13 protein-coding genes are annotated in these 17,660 nt (G+C 64.9%); 2 read left to right on the forward strand and 11 right to left on the reverse strand.

Annotated elements, in window-relative coordinates; translation table 11 throughout:
- The first annotated feature begins 3 nt into the window (after positions 1 to 3).
- On the forward strand, positions 4 to 618 hold the full coding sequence (locus tag AC25MA_RS08090) for a glutathione S-transferase (RefSeq protein WP_088851392.1): 615 nt from the start codon (positions 4 to 6) through the stop codon (positions 616 to 618).
- 190 nt (positions 619 to 808) lie between these two features.
- On the opposite strand, the gene creD is transcribed toward AC25MA_RS08090, so the two are convergent.
- The 4 genes from creD to rloA2 all read right to left on the reverse strand — a co-directional run bounded on the left by creD (position 809) and on the right by rloA2 (position 5,066).
- Entirely contained in the window at positions 809 to 2,137 is a 1,329-nt protein-coding gene (gene creD, locus AC25MA_RS08095; protein ID WP_028689098.1) for a cell envelope integrity protein CreD, read from the reverse strand.
- A 206-nt stretch (positions 2,138 to 2,343) separates the two neighbouring features.
- Positions 2,344 to 3,777, reverse strand: coding sequence for a two-component system sensor histidine kinase CreC (gene creC, locus AC25MA_RS08100; protein ID WP_280060498.1), 1,434 nt, complete (start codon positions 3,775 to 3,777; stop codon positions 2,344 to 2,346).
- Positions 3,777 to 4,457, reverse strand: a complete 681-nt coding sequence (gene creB, locus AC25MA_RS08105; protein WP_280060497.1) for a two-component system response regulator CreB — start codon at positions 4,455 to 4,457, stop codon at positions 3,777 to 3,779. Before creB ends, creC begins: the two co-directional genes overlap by 1 nt.
- A gap of 108 nt (positions 4,458 to 4,565) precedes the next feature.
- On the reverse strand, positions 4,566 to 5,066 hold the full coding sequence (gene rloA2, locus AC25MA_RS08110; RefSeq protein WP_088852018.1) for a retropepsin-like aspartic peptidase RloA2: 501 nt from the start codon (positions 5,064 to 5,066) through the stop codon (positions 4,566 to 4,568).
- A gap of 182 nt (positions 5,067 to 5,248) precedes the next feature.
- Here rloA2 and AC25MA_RS08115 point away from each other — a divergent pair, with 182 nt between their 5' ends.
- A complete protein-coding gene (locus AC25MA_RS08115; RefSeq protein WP_280063927.1) occupies positions 5,249 to 6,136 on the forward strand; it encodes a 1-acylglycerol-3-phosphate O-acyltransferase, YihG family in 888 nt (295 codons plus the stop codon).
- A 70-nt stretch (positions 6,137 to 6,206) separates the two neighbouring features.
- On the opposite strand, the gene AC25MA_RS08120 is transcribed toward AC25MA_RS08115, so the two are convergent.
- The 7 genes from AC25MA_RS08120 to aroK all read right to left on the reverse strand — a co-directional run bounded on the left by AC25MA_RS08120 (position 6,207) and on the right by aroK (position 17,660).
- On the reverse strand, positions 6,207 to 6,554 hold the full coding sequence (locus AC25MA_RS08120; RefSeq protein WP_028689103.1) for a YgiW/YdeI family stress tolerance OB fold protein: 348 nt from the start codon (positions 6,552 to 6,554) through the stop codon (positions 6,207 to 6,209).
- Between the two features lie 115 nt (positions 6,555 to 6,669).
- On the reverse strand, positions 6,670 to 7,734 hold the full coding sequence (gene hemE, locus AC25MA_RS08125; protein ID WP_062362854.1) for a uroporphyrinogen decarboxylase: 1,065 nt from the start codon (positions 7,732 to 7,734) through the stop codon (positions 6,670 to 6,672).
- A gap of 235 nt (positions 7,735 to 7,969) precedes the next feature.
- The gene (locus AC25MA_RS08130) at positions 7,970 to 9,388 is read right to left on the reverse strand and encodes an FAD-dependent oxidoreductase (protein ID WP_028689105.1); all 1,419 of its coding nucleotides are present in this window, start codon (positions 9,386 to 9,388) and stop codon (positions 7,970 to 7,972) included.
- 106 nt (positions 9,389 to 9,494) lie between these two features.
- Entirely contained in the window at positions 9,495 to 13,940 is a 4,446-nt protein-coding gene (gene gltB / locus AC25MA_RS08135; protein ID WP_486971937.1) for a glutamate synthase large subunit, read from the reverse strand.
- A 373-nt stretch (positions 13,941 to 14,313) separates the two neighbouring features.
- The gene (locus AC25MA_RS08140) at positions 14,314 to 15,933 is read right to left on the reverse strand and encodes an AAA family ATPase (protein ID WP_186594740.1); all 1,620 of its coding nucleotides are present in this window, start codon (positions 15,931 to 15,933) and stop codon (positions 14,314 to 14,316) included.
- 15 nt (positions 15,934 to 15,948) lie between these two features.
- The gene (gene aroB / locus AC25MA_RS08145) at positions 15,949 to 17,046 is read right to left on the reverse strand and encodes a 3-dehydroquinate synthase (RefSeq protein ID WP_088852015.1); all 1,098 of its coding nucleotides are present in this window, start codon (positions 17,044 to 17,046) and stop codon (positions 15,949 to 15,951) included.
- Positions 17,047 to 17,141: 95 nt separating this feature from the next.
- Complete coding sequence (gene aroK / locus AC25MA_RS08150; RefSeq protein ID WP_028689109.1) at positions 17,142 to 17,660, reverse strand: shikimate kinase AroK; 519 nt, start codon at positions 17,658 to 17,660, stop codon at positions 17,142 to 17,144.

A 17,660-nucleotide genomic window follows, 5' to 3' on the forward strand; every position in this document is an offset into this window, starting at 1 on the left:
GCCATGATCCTGTTCCATTCGCCGCTGTCGCCATTCGTGCGCAAGGTGATGATCGTGCTGCACGAGACCGGCCAGTTGGACCGCGTCACCGTGCAGGGCGTGAACATCAGCCCGGTGAACGGCGACGCGCAGCTCAACCAGGGCAACCCGATCGGCAAGATCCCAGCCCTGCGCCTGGACGACGGCAGCGTGCTGCACGACAGCCGGGTGATCTGCGAGTACCTCGACAGCCAGCACGTTGGCCTGCCGCTGATCCCCCGCGAGGGCTCGGCACGCTGGCGGCGTCTGACCCTGGCCTCTCAGGCCGACGCGATCATGGATGCGGCAGTGGCCACCCGCTACGAGACCTTCCTGCGCCCGGTGGACAAGCAGTGGGACGGTTGGGTGCAGGCACAGGGCGAGAAGATCCGCCGCAGCCTGGCGAGCCTGGAGCGCGAGCACCTGGCTGAGATCGCCTCGGGGTTCGATATCGCCGCGATCGGGGCGGCCTGTGCGTTGGGGTATCTGGACCTGCGCCAGCCTGAGTTCGATTGGCGTGGGCTGTATCCAGGGCTGGCGGCGTGGTATGCCGAGGTGGCAAAGCGACCGTCGATGGTGGCTACAGCTCCGTTAGCCTGAGACTGCGCCAGCGAGGGCTTCGCTCTCGTTTCGCGACACAAGACCGCTCCTACAGGATTACGCGATCGTCTGTAGGAGCGGCCTTGCGTCGCGAAAGGGCTGCAGAGCAGCCCCAGAATTCACCTCGGTATCACAGGAAATAGCTGGCCAATCCTCACAGCCAACCAGCGCCCGATCTCTCTATCCTCCCTCATACGCCCCTCCCCACCCGCGACCAGTCCAGCCGACGGGTCAGCACCATGAACACACCCAGCAACCCGAAGCAAAGCAGTGAGCCCATCAGCAGGGCGTAGTCCTCGGCGCTGAGCAGCCCATAGAGCATCGCGTACAACGCCGCCAGTCCGGCCGCAAAGCCCACGCCACGCCCCTGGCTGCGCAGTACATGAACCAGATAGAAGCCGATCAGCAGCACGCATCCTGACGCCGACAGCCCGTAGGCCAGGCCAAACCCCAGGTGCTCGGACAGCGACAGCAACAGCAAGTAGAAGAACGCCAGGGCCACGCCCACCAGGATGTACTGCACCGGGTGCACGCTGAGGTTCTTGAGCACTTCGAACAGGAAGAAGCCGGCAAAAGTCAGGGCGATGAACAGCAGCGCATACTTGATCGCCCGTTCGCTCTTGAGGTACTGGTCCACCGGGTCGACAAAGCTGACGCCAAAAGCACGCTCGTTGAAATCACCGCACTTGCCGACGGTCGCGCAAAGGCGCATGGACTCTTCCAGGTTGGTGGCGAAGAACGAGGTCTGCCAGTGGGCGCTGAAGCCCTTCTCATCGATCGCCCGGCGGCTGGGCAAGTAGCTGCCGACGAAGCTCGGGTGCGGCCAGTTGGCGCGCATGTCTACCGTGGTGCTGCGGCCGACCGGCAGCACCGCCAGCTGGCCGGTGCCCAGCAGGGCCAGGTCGAAGGCGTAGTCGAACTCGCGGGCCTTCTGGTCGCTGAACTGCGGCAGGGCCACATGCACGCCACCGGGCAACCAGTCGACGCCGCTGCCGGCCTCGAACGGCAGGCGCTGGTCATCCAGGGTGAGCTCCAGGCTGTTCTCGATGCCGCGAATGTCGCTGATGCCGACCATCAGGAACGGCTTGTCGAAGCGGTAGTCGTCGTAGTCCTTCTCGATCCCCCAGCGCTCAGGCAGCTTGAAGCGACCGCTGACCTGCCCCTTGGCATGGAACAGGCGCGCCTGGTAGATGCCGCGGGCGCGCAGCTCGGTATCGACACCGACATCCATCGCGAAGGTTTCCGGCAGGAAGTAGAGATTGCCGTGCATCGTGGTGGTCTCCTGGACGCTCGTGCCGTCCTTGTCGATCCAGCGCCGCTCGAACTTGCGATAGGGCACCACCAGTACCGGGCCGCTGACCAGCTGGTCGTAGCTGGAGCTCGCGGCGATCTCGCCCAGCACGTTGTTGCGCAGTTGCTGGCGTTCGTCGATCAGGCCGCCAATCATCAGCAAGGGGATCAGCAGCAGCAGGATCAGCACGGCGATCAGGCCGAGCTTGAAACCTAGGGTCTTGTTCATGGGGTAAGGCTCCGTTTGCGATGGGGGCAGTGTCTGCCCGCCGCGTGGAGCCCTCGGGGAGGAAATGTGGAGATTGTGTGGAGATTGCCTGGATGGCCACGCACCGTGGGAGCGGGCTTGCCCCGCGATGAGGCCCGGTCAGGCAGTAATGTTGCCTGGGCTGGCCACATCGCGGGGCAAGCCCGCTCCCACAGGGTACCTGCCTCTCAGCTGAGTCGACGCGCAGGCAGCCACAACCTCACCCGCACCCCACCCTGGACGTTGTCCACCGCCAGCCCCCCGCCATGCAACTGCATCACCTCGGCCACGAAGTTCAGCCCCAGCCCGGTGCTCTTGCGCCCGGTCCCGGGCCTTGGCAGCGAATAGAACCGCTCACTGACCCGCCCCAGGGCGTACTCGGGAATCGGCTGCCCCTGGTTGAACAGGCTCAAGGCCACCCGCTCGCCGTCACGCTCCAACTCGAAGGCCAGCGCGCCACGCTCGGGGGTGAAATCCAGCGCGTTGTCCAGCAGGTTGGCCAAGGCCTGACGCATCAGGAACGGATCGCACAGCAACCTGACGCCCGCCGGAATGCGCTGGCGCACCTGCAACGCGGCAGTGTCGATCCTCGCGCCATGGGCCAGCAGCAGCTCGTCGATCAGCGCTGCCACCGCCACCTGCTGCTCATCTTCCAATGCCTGCATCTGCTCGACCCGCGCCAGGTTGAGCAGGCGCTCGATCATCTGCTGCAGACGCTCGCTCTCGCGCTCGATGTTGCCGGCAAAGCGCGCCCGCTGCTCGTGCGGCATATCGCCCTGCAGCAGCTCCGAGGCGCCGCGGATCGCCGCCAACGGGCTCTTGAGCTCATGGGTGAGCGTATGCACATAGCGTTCGACATACGCCTTGCCCTCCAACTGGGTGCGCATGCGCTCCACCGCCGTGGCCAGTTGCAACAGCTCGCCGCCCTTGTAGTGCGGCAACGCGGCGCGCTCGCCCTCGCTGACCGCCTGGGCGTAATGGGTGAGCCGGCGCAGCGAGCGGGTCAGCCACCACGACAAGGCCGCGCCGACCAGCAGCCCCAGCACGATCAATCCCAGCCCGAGAATGAGCAGGCGCCGCTCGGAGCGGTCGATGTAGGGCTGCAATGAGCTGTTCGGCTTGGCCACGGTGACCACGCCGATGATCTGGCCCTGGTCGAGGATCGGCGCCGCTACATGCATCACCGAAGTGCTTTCGTCGTCCGGATCGCTGCGGGTCGAACGGGCGCCGTACTGGCCGCGCAGGGTCAGGTAGACATCATTCCAGCGTGAATAGTCCTTGCCCAGGTCCTGGCCGCTGGAGTCGAGCAGGACGATGCCCTTGGCGTCGGTCACGTAGATCCGGTGGCTGACCTGGTTCTTCGCCAGCCCCCAGATCTGCGCGCTGGGTCGCCGCTCGCCATAGGAGGCGAGCACCTGCGACAGGCGGCTCTGGTTCAGGGTGGCGTTCTTCACATCGTCGTGAAGGATCTCGGCCAGCAGGTTGGCGGTGTCCACCAGGGTTTCTTCCGATGATTGCCGCACCACCGGCCGTATCTGCTCGCGCACCGTGTTGAGCAGAAAGTAGCCCGCCAGGCCGACGAACAGGAAGTACACCAGGAAGATGCGGATGCCCAGGCGCATCAGGCGTGCTCAGGGCTGTAGCTGTAGCCCAGGCCGCGGTGGGTCTGGATCGCCTCGGCGTCGGGCGCGACCTGGCGCAGCTTGGCGCGCAGGCTCTTGATATGGCTGTCGATGGTGCGCTCGTAGCCGACGTCCGAAGCCACGCCGAGGCCGTCAAGCAGCTGTTCACGGCTGAATACCCGGCGCGGTTGCGCAAGCAGGCTCTGTAGCAGGCGGAATTCGTGGCGGGTAAGCGTCAACGGCTGGCCACGGTAGCTGATGCGCATGGCCAGGGTGTCGAGCTGGAACGGCATGCTTTCGCTGGCCGCGTCCGACCTGGGCGCCATGCGCTTGAGGATGGCCCGCACCCGCGCCGCCACCTCACGGGGGCTGAAGGGTTTGACCACGTAGTCGTCGGCACCGATCTCCAGGCCCAGCACCCGATCAATCTCGGCGTCGCGGGCGCTGAGGAACATCACCGGCACCTCGCTGAAGCGGCGCAACTGGCGGCAGGTCTCGAAACCGTTGATGTCGGGCAGGCCGATGTCGAGGATCACCAGGTCGGCCGGACGCTGGCGCTGCTGCTCAACGGCGGCGCTGCCGAGGGTCACCCACTCGGTGCTGTGGCCGTCGGCCTGCAGGGCGTAGACCAGGGTGTCGGCGATGGCGGATTCGTCTTCGACGATAAGGATGTGGGGCATCTGAGCGGCAAGCCTCAAGCTGCAAGCTTCAAGTGAAAGCGGATCGCGGCAACTTACACCGATCCGCCGTTTCTTGCAGCTTGTCCCTTGTGGCTTGCCGCTGCCGTATCAGCAGTCCGGCTTGCCCGCCGTGAACTTCTTCGCCGGGTTCACCGCCGCCTTGAACTCGCGCAGGGCCTTGGCGCCCACCAGCAGCGGGTAGTTGAAGCTGCTGCGGTCGACCAGGTTGACCTCCACGGTTCGCTTCACATCGCCCAGGCACAGTTCCAGGTCGACCACCGGGCGGCGTGACAACTCGGGCGCGTCGCCTTCGTCTTCCTCGTCGGCGCGGTTCTTGATCTTGCTGATGCGCGCCAGCTTGTGTTCGTAGACCTTGCCATTGGCATCCTTGGTGGCCAGGCGGAAACGCACCCAATCCTCGCCGTCACGGGTGAACTGCTCGATGTCCTTGGCCGACAGCGACGCAGTGTAGGCACCGGTGTCCATCTTGGCCTTCAGGGTTTCACCGATCTCCGGCAAGGCGATGTTCTCGTAGCGGCCATACAGGGTGGGCTCGGCGGCCATCGCCGGCAGCGCCAGAAGGGACAGCAGGGCAAGCAGGGGTTTCACGGGGCAGGCTTCCTTGAGAGGGGTCAGTGCTTAGACTGCGCAGGCAGGATAGGTTCGTTGCAACAGGGTAAACAACACAATGTGAAACATTTGTCCCAGTTAATGGCCGTACGACGTTTGGCTAAGGGCCAGACCCTGCTTATCATTGCCAACCGTTCACCTTACACAACAAGAGTCCCTTTATGCGTCGCCTGCTGACCGGCATCCTCACCCTCACCCTGCTGCTGCTCAACACCCTGGTGCTGATCGGCCCGTTGCTGGTCTTCGCCCTGCTCAAGCTGGTACTGCCCGGCCGTGGCCGCGACTACGCGTCAGCCGCGGTGATGTGGATCGCCGAGACCTGGTCGGAAATCGACAAGGCCATCTTCGCCCTGTGCATCCCCACCCAGTGGGACATCCGCGGCGTGGAAACCCTGCGCCAGGACACCTCGTACCTGTGCATCAGCAACCACCAGACCTGGGTCGATATCCCGGCGCTGATCGAAAGCCTCAACCGCCGCGTGCCGTTCTTCAAATTTTTCCTCAAGAAGGAGCTGATCTGGGTACCGCTGCTGGGCCTGGCCTGGTGGGGCCTGGACTACCCGTTCATGAAGCGCTACAGCAAGGCCTTCCTCGACAAGCATCCCGAACTCAAGGGCAAGGACCTGGAGATCACCAAGGCCGCCTGCGAGCTGTTCAAGCGCCAGCCGGTGACCGTGGTCAACTACCTAGAAGGCACCCGTTTCACCGAGGCCAAGCGCGAGCAGCAGCAGTCGCCCTATCGCCACCTGCTCAAGCCCAAGGCCGGCGGCGTGGCCTTCGTGCTGGCGGCGCTGGGCGAGCAGCTGGACGCCCTGCTCGACGTGACCATCGTCTACCCGGGCGACAAGGCACCGGGGTTCTGGGACCTGCTCAACGGCAGCATCAGCCGGGTGATCATCGACATCCGCGTGCGCGAGCTGGACCCGACGTTGAGTGCAGGCGACTACGAGAACGACCCGGCCTTCCGCCAGACCGTGCAGGCCTGGGTGAACCAGCTGTGGGTGGAGAAGGACCAGCGGATCGAGCAATTGCGCACCGAGATGCGCTGATGCCTATGGCACGCGCCCGTGAACAGGGCTTGTGCCACGAAAGGGCTGCAAGGCAGCCCATCGTCGCCGATCAGTTGATGATCTCGACAATATCTACATCCACTTCGCGACTCATCAGGTGTTTCTCCACCTCGCCGGTCAGCTTGACCTTGGTCTTGTCGTTGAACGGCGTCGGCGGCAGGTCTTCGTCGTCGATCTCGACGGTGATGGTGCCAGTGTTGTCCTTGAACTCGTACTTGTCGTCGTTGTTGATCTTCTTGGTCACGAAGCCCTGCAGCACCACCGGGGTGTCGTCGGCGGCATCGTTGGCGGCAGCGACCGTGGTCACGGCCTGGGCGCCAGGGCCGGTGTAGCCGGCGGCCAGGGCGGCGGTGCTGAACAGTGGGGCGAGGATCAGGGGCAGGTAACGAGCTTTCATGGTGATCGGGTCCTGTTTGCGTTTTGATGGCCCCAGATTACCGACGATCGCTGAATTGAAACTTAATACAACAAAAAGCCCGGCACTTGGCCGGGCTTCTCGCGTTGCACACCGATTACCGGTGGTACTGCGCCGACAACTCATGCACGGCGTTAATGAACACACCAGCGTGCTCAGGATCGACCTCGGGGGTGATGCCATGACCCAGGTTGAACACATGGCCGCTGCCCTTGCCGTAGCTGGCGAGGATGCGCGCCACTTCCTTGCGGATCGCCTCGGGCTTGGCGTACAGCACGGTCGGGTCCATGTTGCCCTGCAGCGCCACCTTGTCACCGACGCGGCGGCGGGCGTCGCCGATCTCGCAGGTCCAGTCCAGGCCCAGGGCGTCGGCACCGGCCTCGGCGATGCTTTCCAGCCACAAGCCGCCGTTCTTGGTGAACAGGATCACCGGTATCTTGCGCCCTTCGTGCTCGCGGATCAGGCCGCTGACGATCTTGCGCATGTAGGCCAGGGAGAACTCCTGGTAGGCCGCCGCCGACAGGTTGCCGCCCCAGGTGTCGAAGATCTGCACGGCCTGCGCCCCAGCCAGGATCTGGCCATTGAGGTAGCTGGTGACCGACTGCGCCAGCTTGTCCAGCAGCAGGTGCAGGGCCTCGGGATTGTCGTAGGCCATGGCCTTGGTCTTGCGGAAGTCCTTCGACGAGCCGCCCTCGACCATGTAGGTGGCCAGGGTCCACGGGCTGCCGGAGAAGCCGATCAACGGCACGCGGCCGTTGAGTTCGCGACGGATGGTGCTGACCGCGTCCATCACATAGCCCAGGTCCTTCTGCGGGTCGGGAATCGGCAGTGCCTCGATGTCGGCCAGGGTACTGATGACCTTCTTGAAACGCGGGCCTTCGCCGGTCTCGAAGTACAGGCCCTGGCCCATGGCGTCGGGGATGGTGAGGATGTCCGAGAAGAGGATCGCCGCGTCCAGCGGGTAGCGGTCCAGCGGCTGCAGGGTGACCTCGCAGGCGAATTGCGGGTTCATGCACAGGCTCATGAAGTCGCCGGCCTTGGCGCGGCTGGCGCGGTACTCCGGCAGGTAGCGGCCGGCCTGGCGCATCATCCATACCGGGGTGACGTCTACGGGTTGCTTGAGCAGTGCACGCAGGAAACGATCGTTCTTCAGGGCAGTCATGTCGGCATCCGGAAAAAAAGTGCGGGCATTTTCTCAGACGCGGGCACAAAAGGCACGGCCACGGCCATGCGTTTTGTCTATTGGGTGCCTTGGATCAAGCGTTTTTGTATACAAAATACCCTTGGGGCCGCTTTGCAGCCCATCACGACACAAGGCCGCTCCGCCATGAGGAATGCATTTCCCTGTGGGAGCGGCCTTGTGTCGCGATGGGCCGCAAAGCGGCCCCAACGATCGATCAGACTTCGAGGTAATCCAGGATGCCCTCGGCAGCGGTGCGGCCTTCGAAAATGGCGGTCACCACCAAGTCCGAGCCCCGCACCATATCACCACCGGCAAACACTTTCGGATTGCTGGTCTGGTGCTTGAACTTGCCCTTCTCCGGCGCCACCACGCGGCCCTGGCTGTCCAGCTGGATGCCATGCTGCTCGAACCACGGCGCCGGGCTCGGGCGGAAACCAAAGGCGATCACCACGGCGTCGGCCGGCAGGATCTCCTCGGAGCCCGGGATCGGCTCGGGGCTGCGGCGGCCACGGGCATCCGGCTCGCCGAGACGGGTCTCGACCACCTTCACACCCTCGACCTTGTCTTCGCCAACGATGGCGATGGGCTGGCGGTTGTAGAGGAACTTCACGCCCTCTTCCTTGGCGTTCTTCACCTCTTTGCGCGAACCCGGCATGTTGGCCTCGTCACGGCGATAGGCGCAGGTTACCGACTTGGCGCCCTGGCGGATCGAGGTGCGGTTGCAGTCCATCGCGGTGTCGCCACCCCCCAGGACCACGACCTTCTTGCCCTGCATGTCGACAAAGTCTTCCGGCGACTTCTCGAAACCGAGGTTGCGGTTGACGTTGGCGATCAGGAAGTCCAGCGCGTCATGCACGCCCGGCAGGTCCTCACCCGGGAAGCCGCCCTTCATGTAGGTATAGGTACCCATGCCCATGAACACCGCATCGTACTCGGCGAGCAGCTGTTCCATGCTGATGTCCTTGCCCACCTCGGTGTTCAGCCGGAACTCGATGCCCATGCCGGTGAAGACTTCGCGGCGATTGCTCAGCACGGTCTTTTCCAGCTTGAACTCGGGGATGCCGAAGGTCAGCAGGCCACCGATCTCGGGGTTCTTGTCGAACACCACCGGGGTCACGCCCGCGCGCACCAGCACGTCGGCGCAGCCCAGGCCAGCAGGGCCGGCACCGATGATGGCGACGCGCTTGCCGGTGGGCTTGACCTTGGACATGTCCGGGCGCCAGCCCATGGCGAAGGCTGTGTCGGTGATGTACTTCTCCACCGAGCCGATGGTCACCGCGCCAAAGCCGTCGTTCAGGGTGCAGGCCCCTTCGCACAGACGGTCCTGCGGGCACACACGGCCGCACACTTCCGGCAGTGTGTTGGTTTGGTGCGACAGCTCGGCCGCGGCCAGGATGTTGCCTTCGGAGACCAGCTTCAACCAGTTGGGGATGAAGTTGTGCACCGGGCACTTCCATTCGCAATACGGGTTGCCGCAGCCCAGGCAGCGGTGCGCCTGCTCCACGGACTGCTGCGGCTTGAAGGGTTCGTAGATCTCGACGAACTCCTTCTTGCGCTGGCGCAGCAGCTTTTTCTTCGGGTCCTTGCGGCCCACTTCGATGAACTGGAAGTCGTTGCTCAGACGTTCAGCCATTTTTCAAAACCTCTTTACCGCAGTTGCCGGCCTTAGGCCGCAAGCTGCAAGACAATCACTTGAGCAGGACGGGCCCCGCAAACGGGGCCGTCACTTGCAGCTGTTCTTACTGCGGGTTGGCACGGGTGCTGGACAGCAGTTGCTTGAGGTTGGCCGCCTTCGGCTTGACCAGCCAGAAGCGCCGCACGTAGTCGTCCAGGTTCTCGGAGAGCTCACGCCCCCACTCGCTGCCGGTTTCTTCCACGTACTCGCCCAGGACCCGTGCCAGGTGGCTGCGGTAAGCCTCCATCGCCTCACCACTGATGCGCTGGATTTCCACCAGCTCGTGGTTGAGTTTGTCGACGAAGCTATTGTCCATGTCGAGCACATAGGCGAAGCCGCCCGTCATGCCAGAACCGAAGTTGTAACCGGTCTTGCCCAGGACGCAGACAAAGCCGCCGGTCATGTATTCACAGCAGTGATCGCCGGTGCCCTCGACCACAGCGTGGGCGCCGGAGTTACGCACAGCGAAGCGCTCGCCCGCGGTGCCGGCGGCGAACAGCTTGCCGCCGGTGGCACCGTACAGGCAGGTGTTGCCGACGATGGCGCTGTGCTGGGTTTCGAACGGGCTGCCGGCTGGCGGCACGATGGTCAGTTTGCCACCGGTCATGCCCTTGCCGACGTAGTCGTTGGCGTCGCCTTCCAGGTGCAGGTTCAGGCCACCGGCGTTCCAAACGCCGAAGCTCTGGCCAGCGGTGCCCTTGAAGCGGAAGGTGATCGGCGCCGCGGCCATGCCCTGGTTGCCGTGCAGCCTGGCGATCTCGCCGGAGATGCGCGCACCGATGGAGCGGTCGCAGTTGCAGATGTCGAGGCTGAACTCGCCACCGGCCTGGTCGCGGATCGCCGGCAGGGCCATGGCGACCATCTTCTCGGCCAGCTCGCCCTTGTCGAACGGCGGGTTCTTGTCGACTTCGCAGAACTGCGGCTTGTCGGCCGGAATGTGCGAGCTGCCCAGCAGCGGCGACAGGTCGAGGTGATGCTGGCGCTCGGTGTCGCCCGGCAGCACGTCGAGCAGGTCGGCGCGGCCGATCAGCTCACCCAAGCTGCGCACGCCCAACTTGGCCAGCCACTCGCGGGTCTCTTCGGCGACGAAGGTGAAGAAGTTGATCACCATGTCGACGGTGCCGATGTAGTGATCCTTGCGCAGCTTGTCGTTCTGCGTGGCCACGCCGGTGGCGCAGTTGTTCAGGTGGCAGATGCGCAGGTACTTGCAGCCCAGGGCGATCATCGGCGCGGTGCCGAAGCCGAAGCTCTCGGCGCCGAGGATGGCGGCCTTGATCACGTCCAGGCCGGTTTTCAGGCCGCCGTCGGTCTGCACCCGCACCTTGCCGCGCAGGTCGTTGCCGCGCAGGGTCTGGTGGGTTTCGGCCAGGCCCAGTTCCCATGGCGCGCCAGCGTACTTGATCGAGGTCAGCGGCGAGGCGCCGGTGCCACCGTCGTAGCCGGAGATGGTGATCAGGTCGGCATAGGCCTTGGCCACGCCCGCGGCGATGGTGCCGACGCCGGCCTCTGCCACCAACTTGACCGACACCAGCGCCTGCGGATTGACCTGCTTGAGGTCGTAGATCAGCTGGGCCAGGTCTTCGATCGAGTAGATATCGTGGTGCGGCGGCGGCGAGATCAGGGTCACGCCCGGCACCGCGTAGCGCAGCCGGGCGATCAGGCCGTTGACCTTGCCGCCCGGCAGCTGGCCGCCCTCGCCGGGCTTGGCGCCCTGGGCCACCTTGATCTGCAGCACCTCGGCATTGACCAGGTACTCAGGGGTCACGCCGAAGCGGCCGGTGGCCACCTGCTTGATCTTCGAGCTCTTGATGGTGCCGTAGCGGGCCGGGTCTTCACCGCCCTCGCCGGAATTGGAGCGCGCGCCCAGGCGGTTCATCGCCTCGGCCAAGGCCTCGTGGGCCTCCGGCGACAGCGCGCCCAGAGAGATGCCGGCGGAGTCGAAACGCTTGAGGATGTCCTCCAGCGGCTCGACCTGGTCCAGCGCCAGCGGCTGCTCGGCGACCTTGACCTTGAGCAGGTCGCGGATCATCGACACCGGACGCTGGTCGACCAGCGTGGTGTACTCCTTGAACTTGGCATAGTCGCCCTGCTGCACGGCGGCCTGCAGGGTGTTGACCACATCCGGGTTGTAGGCGTGGTATTCACCGCCGTGGACGAACTTGAGCAGACCACCCTGCTGGATCGGCTTGCGCGCGCTCCAGGCCTCGGCGGCCAGCAGCTTCTGGTCGCTCTCGAGGTCGACGAAACGTGCGCCCTTGATGCGGCTCGACACGCCCTTGAAGCTCAGGCCGACCACTTCCTCGGCCAGGCCCACGGCTTCGAACAGCTGGGCGCCACGGTACGAGGCGATGGTGGAGATACCCATCTTCGACAGGATCTTCAGCAGGCCCTTGGAGATGCCCTTGCGGTAGTACTTGAAGACTTCGTCCAGGTCGCCCAGCACCTCGCCGGTGCGGATCAGGTCGGCCAGCACTTCGTAGGCCAGGTACGGGTAGACGGCCGAGGCACCGAAGCCCAGCAGCACGGCAAAGTGATGCGGGTCACGGGCGGTGGCGGTCTCGACCAGGATGTTGCTGTCGCAGCGCAGGCCCTGTTCGGTCAAGCGGTGGTGCACCGCGCCAACGGCCAGCGAGGCGTGGACCGGCAGCTTGCCCGGGGCGATGTAGCGGTCGCTCAGCACCAGCTGGGTCTTGCCGCCACGCACGGCCTCCTCGGCCTGGTCGGCGATGTTGCGGATGGCCGCTTCGAGGCCGACGCTCTCTTCATAGTTGAGGTCGATCAGCTGGCGGTCGAAGCCTTCGCGCTCCAGGTTCATCAGCGAACGCCACTTGGCGGGCGAGATGACCGGCGAGCTGAGGATCACCCGCGAGGCGTGCTCGGGGGACTCCTGGAAGATGTTGCGTTCGGCGCCCAGGCAGATTTCCAGGGACATCACGATCGCCTCGCGTAGCGGGTCGATCGGCGGATTGGTCACCTGGGCGAACTGCTGGCGGAAGAAGTCGTACGGCGAGCGCACGCGCTGCGACAGCACGGCCATCGGCGTGTCGTCGCCCATCGAGCCGACCGCTTCCTGGCCTTGCTCGCCGAGCGGACGCAGCACCTGGTCACGCTCCTCGAAGGTGACCTGGAACATCTTCATGTATTGCTTGAGCTGGTCGGCGTCGTAGCTGGCCACGCCCTGGTCGTCGGTCAGCGTCGCCTGGATGCGCGTGGCGTGCTGGCGCAGCCAGCGCTTGTACGGATGGCGCGACTTCAGGCGGTTGTCGATGGCGTCGGTGTCGAGGATCTGCCCGGTCTCGGTGTCCACGGCAAGGATCTGGCCCGGGCCGACACGGCCCTTGGCCAGGACTTCCTCGGGCTGGTAGCCCCATACGCCGATTTCCGAGGCGATGGTGATGTAGCCGTTGGTGGTGGTCACCCAGCGCGCCGGGCGCAGGCCGTTGCGGTCGAGCAGGCACACCGCGTGGCGGCCCTCGGTCATGACGATGCCGGCCGGGCCATCCCACGGCTCCATGTGCATGGAGTTGTATTCGTAGAAGGCGCGCAGGTCGGCGTCCATGGTCTCGACGTTCTGCCAGGCCGGCGGCACCAGCATGCGCACGCCGCGGAACAGGTCGATACCGCCGGTGACCATCAGCTCGAGCATGTTGTCCATGCTCGAGGAGTCGGAGCCGACGCGGTTGACCAGCGGGCCGAGCTCTTCGAGATCGGGGATCAGGTCGTTGGCGAACTTGGTGCGACGGGCCATGGCCCAGTTGCGGTTGCCGGTGATGGTGTTGATCTCGCCGTTGTGGGCGAGGAAGCGGAAGGGCTGGGCCAGCGGCCACTTCGGCAGGGTGTTGGTGGAGAAGCGCTGGTGGAACACGCAGATCGCGGTCTGCAGGCGCTCGTCGCCCAGGTCCGGATAGAACGCCGCGAGATCGCGCGGCATCATCAGGCCTTTGTAGATGATGGTCTTGTGCGAGAAGCTGCAGATGTAGTGGTCGGCGTCGTGGGCATTGGCCACGGACGAACGGCGACGGGCACTGAACAGCTTGATGGCGAACTCCTGGTCGCTCAGACCTTCGCCACCGATGAACACCTGCTCGATCTGCGGCAGGCGCTCCAGAGCCAGGCGGCCGAGGACGCTGGTATCGATCGGCACCTTGCGCCAGCCGACCAGCTTGAGGCCGGCGTTGACGATCTCGCGGTCCATGTTGGCGCGGGCGGCCTGGGCTTTGACCGGGTCCTGGTTGAAGAACACCATGCCGACGGCGTACTGCCTGGGCAGCTCGACGGCAAAGTGTTCCTGGGCCACGGCACGCAGGAATTGATCGGGCTTCTGTATGAGCAGACCGCAACCGTCGCCGGTCTTGCCGTCGGCGTTGATGCCGCCGCGGTGGGTCATGCAGGTCAGCGCCTGCATGGCGGTTTGCAGAAGGTGGTGACTCGGCTGCCCCGTCATATGGGCGATCAGGCCGAAACCACAGTTGTCCTTGAATTCTTCGGGATGGTACAGACCTGTTTTCATAGACACTTTCTCACCAGGTTCACCTCTCAACCGGAGGCAAATCTCTTTTTTAACAACCACTTACCATCCACGCCGATCAAACGCCAGCTTTTTTGCGGTGGTCATGGAAAACCATTGTTGCACAGCGACAGCGACGCCCACAAATTTTCATGTCTCACCATTGAAAATTTATGTCGCAATTTTGAATGTTTTTGGGCCATGCGCCGTGGTACGGCTTGACTAGAGTCTGAAGCGTTTCAGCCATGACTGCAACACAGGGCTTGTGGCCGGCAGTCTGGGACAGAAAAGCCTGCCGCGCTCGGGCGCAGCAGGCTGATCGAAAGCTAGAAGTCGCTCAGCAACTGGGCGGCGGGGTGGTGCCGCCCGGAAGGTATCAGCGGGCCGTGGCCAGCTCTTGTTGGACGCTGCCGACGGTACGTGGCCAAGGTTTACCAGCCTGGACCTTGGCTGGCAAGTTCTTGATTGCCGCAGCAGCGGCGTCGCGGCTGGCGAAGTTGCCGTAGGTGACGACAAACAGCGGCTTGCCCTGCAGGTTTTTCTTGAAGTAGCGATAGTCGCCACCCTGCGCCTTGACGAACGACTGGGCCGACGCCTCGGAGCTGGTGCCGAAGATCTGCACCACGTAATTGCCCGGTTTCTGGCCGGCATACCAGCTGCTGTTGCCGGCGCCGCCCGTGGCGGTTTTCTCGGCAGGCTTGCTGGCGGGCTTGGCGCTGGCGACCTGGGTTGGGGCCGGGGCGGGCTTGGCGGGTGCAACCGGTTTTACTGGCTGGGTTGCGACAGGCTTCGGCGCAGGCGCAACCGACTGTGCCGGAGCGGTGGTTACCGGTTGGGCAGGAGCTGGTGCCGGGCTGGCGGTGGCACCTTGCGGCGGCGCGATGGTGGTCACGGTCGGCGGCACGGCGGCCGACGGCGCGGCAGGCTGCAAAGCGGTATCACCCGCAGGCCCACCCTCTTCGCCCTCGCCCATGCCGGCGGCCTGGGCCAGGGGCTCGCGCATCACCGGCTGCGACTGGCCGACCAGCGGCAGCGGCATCGGTTGCGAGGAACCGGAGAACTCGATGGCGGGCGCGCCGTTGCTGCCCTGCCCCAGTGGCAATTGAGCCTGGGCGGCCGGCGCCTCGGTCGGGGCCTTGTCGCCCTTCTTGGGCATCAGGACCGCCGCGCCAACGGCGACCACGACCACAGCGGACAACGCGAGCACGTGTTTCTTAGGCATTTTGAACCCCATGGATGGTCGCTTGACCGTGGTACGGCTGGCGATCATGGCTTCGATCAAGGTATCGCGGGCGACCTGGTTGATGTTCCCAGGCCAACCGTCGGAGTTTTCGTGGATGTCGACGATCTGCTCGGCGCTGAACACCTCGATGCCCCGGCCGGCGCCTTCCAGGCGCTGTTCCAGGTACTCGCGAGTCTCTTCCTCGCTGTACGGGGCCAGCTCGATGACATGGAAGCGCTCGCCATCGGCATTGAGCTCTTCCAGCCCGGCAATCAGCGAAGGCTCGCCGAACAGGAACACATGCGGGCGCCCTTCGGCCACGCCTGCCGCCAACTCCAGCAACGCTTGGAGTGCCGACTCGTCGAGTTGTTCCGCATCGTCCACCAGCAGATAGACTTCCTGGCCGGTCAGCGCCAGCTGAACCACCTGCGACAGGATCGCCTGCACCTCCGGCTGCGCCACGTTCAGCGACTGCGCCACCTGGCCCAGCACGCTGGCAGCGTCACTGGCGCCACGGGCGGACACCACCACGCTCTGCACCGACTGCTTGTTGGTACTGGCCACCAGGGCCTGGCGCAGCAGGGTCTTGCCGCTGCCCACCGGGCCGCTGACCACCAGCATCAGCTGGCTGTAGCGCGCCAGGTGATGCAACTGGCCCAGCACCGGCTTGCGCTGGGCGGGGAAGAACTTGAAGCCGGGCACCCGCGGTGCGAACGGATCGTGGCTCAACTGGTAATGGTCGAGGAACGCCTCATCGGCATGCAGACTGGTCATTGCGTTGTCACAACCTCAAAGCTGGGCCACGATCGCGCGGTAATCCGCCGCCAGGGTGGCCTGAAGAATCTCTGTCGAATAGTCGTCGGTGACGACGGCCTCGCCCATCTGGCGCAGCAGCACCAGGCGCAGGCGCCCGTCGAGCACTTTCTTGTCGACCGCCATGTGCTCCATGAAATGCGCCGGGGTCATTTCCTGTGGTGGCACCACCGGCAATCCTGCGTCCTGCAGCAGGCGAATTCCGCGATCGCGCGCCGGCTGGTCGATCCAGCCCAGGCGCATGGACATTTCCAGGGCCATCACCGTGCCCGCCGCCACGGCTTCGCCGTGCAGCCAGACGCCATAGCCCATGTGTGTTTCGATGGCATGGCCGAAGGTGTGGCCAAGGTTGAGCGTGGCACGCACGCCCGATTCGCGCTCGTCGGCACCGACCACGGCGGCCTTGGCCGCGCAGGAGCGGCGGATGGCTTCGGTCAGGGCGGCGGAGTCCAGGGCGCGCAACGCCTGCATATTGTCTTCAAGCCAGGCGAGGAACGGCTTGTCGCAGATCAGGCCGTACTTGATGACTTCGGCCAGGCCTGCGGAGAGCTCGCGCTCGGGCAGGGTCTTCAGGCTGGTGGTGTCGATCAGCACCGCGTTGGGCTGATAGAAAGCGCCGACCATGTTCTTGCCCAACGGGTGGTTGATGCCGGTCTTGCCGCCCACCGAAGAGTCCACCTGGGACAGCAGCGTGGTCGGCACCTGGATGAAGTCGACGCCGCGCTGGTAGCAGGCCGCGGCAAAGCCGGCCATGTCGCCGATCACGCCGCCACCGAGGGCAACCACGGTGGTGCGACGGTCATGGCGGGCGGTGAGCAGGGCGTCGAAGATCAGCTGCAGGGTTTCCCAGTTCTTGTGGGCCTCGCCGTCAGGCAACACCACGGGCAGCACCGAATACGCGCCCAGGGTCTTGCTGAGGCGTTCGAGGTACAGGGGCGCGACGGTCTCGTTGGAGACGATGGCAACCTGCCGCCCGGCAATGTGCGGCGCCAGCAGCTCGGGCTGGTCCAGCAGGCCTTCGCCAATGTAGATCGGGTAGCTACGTTCGCCCAGGTCGACCTTTAGTGTCTGCATGTATCCCCACAATGTGCTTGGACGCGGTGGCGGTTCGGCCCCGCGCGGTGACGTTCAGCCCCGTCTCGGCGTTGGTCGCCGAGGATAGACCCCGCTCAGCGGGGCGGCAACTTCTGCAGGCGCTCGAGGATGTCGAGCACCACCATGCGTGGTGGCCGCTCGTCGGTTTCCACCACCAGGTCGGCGATTTCGCGATACAGCGGGTCGCGCGCCTCCAGCAGGGCGCGCAACGTGGCCTCCGGGTTGGCGGTACGCAACAGCGGTCGGTTGCGGTCACGGGAGGTGCGTCCCACCTGCTGCTCCACCGAGGCGTGCAGGTAGACCACCCGTCCGCCGGCGCGCAGCGCCGCACGGTTGGCGTCGCGCATCACCGCGCCTCCGCCGGTGGCCAGGACCACGCCGTCGAGCGCGCTGAGCTCGGCGATCATCGCCTGCTCGCGGTCACGAAAGCCCGGCTCGCCTTCCTTGTCGAAGATCCACGGGATGTTGGCGCCGGTTCGCAGTTCGATTTCCTTGTCGGAATCCTTGAACAGCAGGCGCAGCTCTTTGGCCAACAGGCGCCCGATGGTGCTTTTACCAGCGCCCATGGGCCCCACAAGTATCAAATTTCGCAC

Source organism: Pseudomonas sp. P65(2024), from assembly GCF_057480955.1.

Excerpts from the sequence above, each read along its gene's own strand:
- creB (WP_280060497.1), bottom strand. The coding sequence starts at position 4,457 with ATGCCCCACATCCTTATCGTCGAAGACGAATCCGCCATCGCCGACACC.
- AC25MA_RS08140 (WP_186594740.1), bottom strand. The coding sequence starts at position 15,933 with ATGACCAGTCTGCATGCCGATGAGGCGTTCCTCGACCATTACCAGTTG.
- hemE (WP_062362854.1), bottom strand. The coding sequence starts at position 7,734 with ATGACTGCCCTGAAGAACGATCGTTTCCTGCGTGCACTGCTCAAGCAA.
- creD (WP_028689098.1), bottom strand. The coding sequence starts at position 2,137 with ATGAACAAGACCCTAGGTTTCAAGCTCGGCCTGATCGCCGTGCTGATC.
- AC25MA_RS08115 (WP_280063927.1), top strand. The coding sequence starts at position 5,249 with ATGCGTCGCCTGCTGACCGGCATCCTCACCCTCACCCTGCTGCTGCTC.
- AC25MA_RS08090 (WP_088851392.1), top strand. The coding sequence starts at position 4 with ATGATCCTGTTCCATTCGCCGCTGTCGCCATTCGTGCGCAAGGTGATG.
- AC25MA_RS08130 (WP_028689105.1), bottom strand. The coding sequence starts at position 9,388 with ATGGCTGAACGTCTGAGCAACGACTTCCAGTTCATCGAAGTGGGCCGC.
- AC25MA_RS08120 (WP_028689103.1), bottom strand. The coding sequence starts at position 6,554 with ATGAAAGCTCGTTACCTGCCCCTGATCCTCGCCCCACTGTTCAGCACC.
- creC (WP_280060498.1), bottom strand. The coding sequence starts at position 3,777 with ATGCGCCTGGGCATCCGCATCTTCCTGGTGTACTTCCTGTTCGTCGGC.
- gltB (WP_486971937.1), bottom strand. The coding sequence starts at position 13,940 with ATGAAAACAGGTCTGTACCATCCCGAAGAATTCAAGGACAACTGTGGT.
- aroB (WP_088852015.1), bottom strand. The coding sequence starts at position 17,046 with ATGCAGACACTAAAGGTCGACCTGGGCGAACGTAGCTACCCGATCTAC.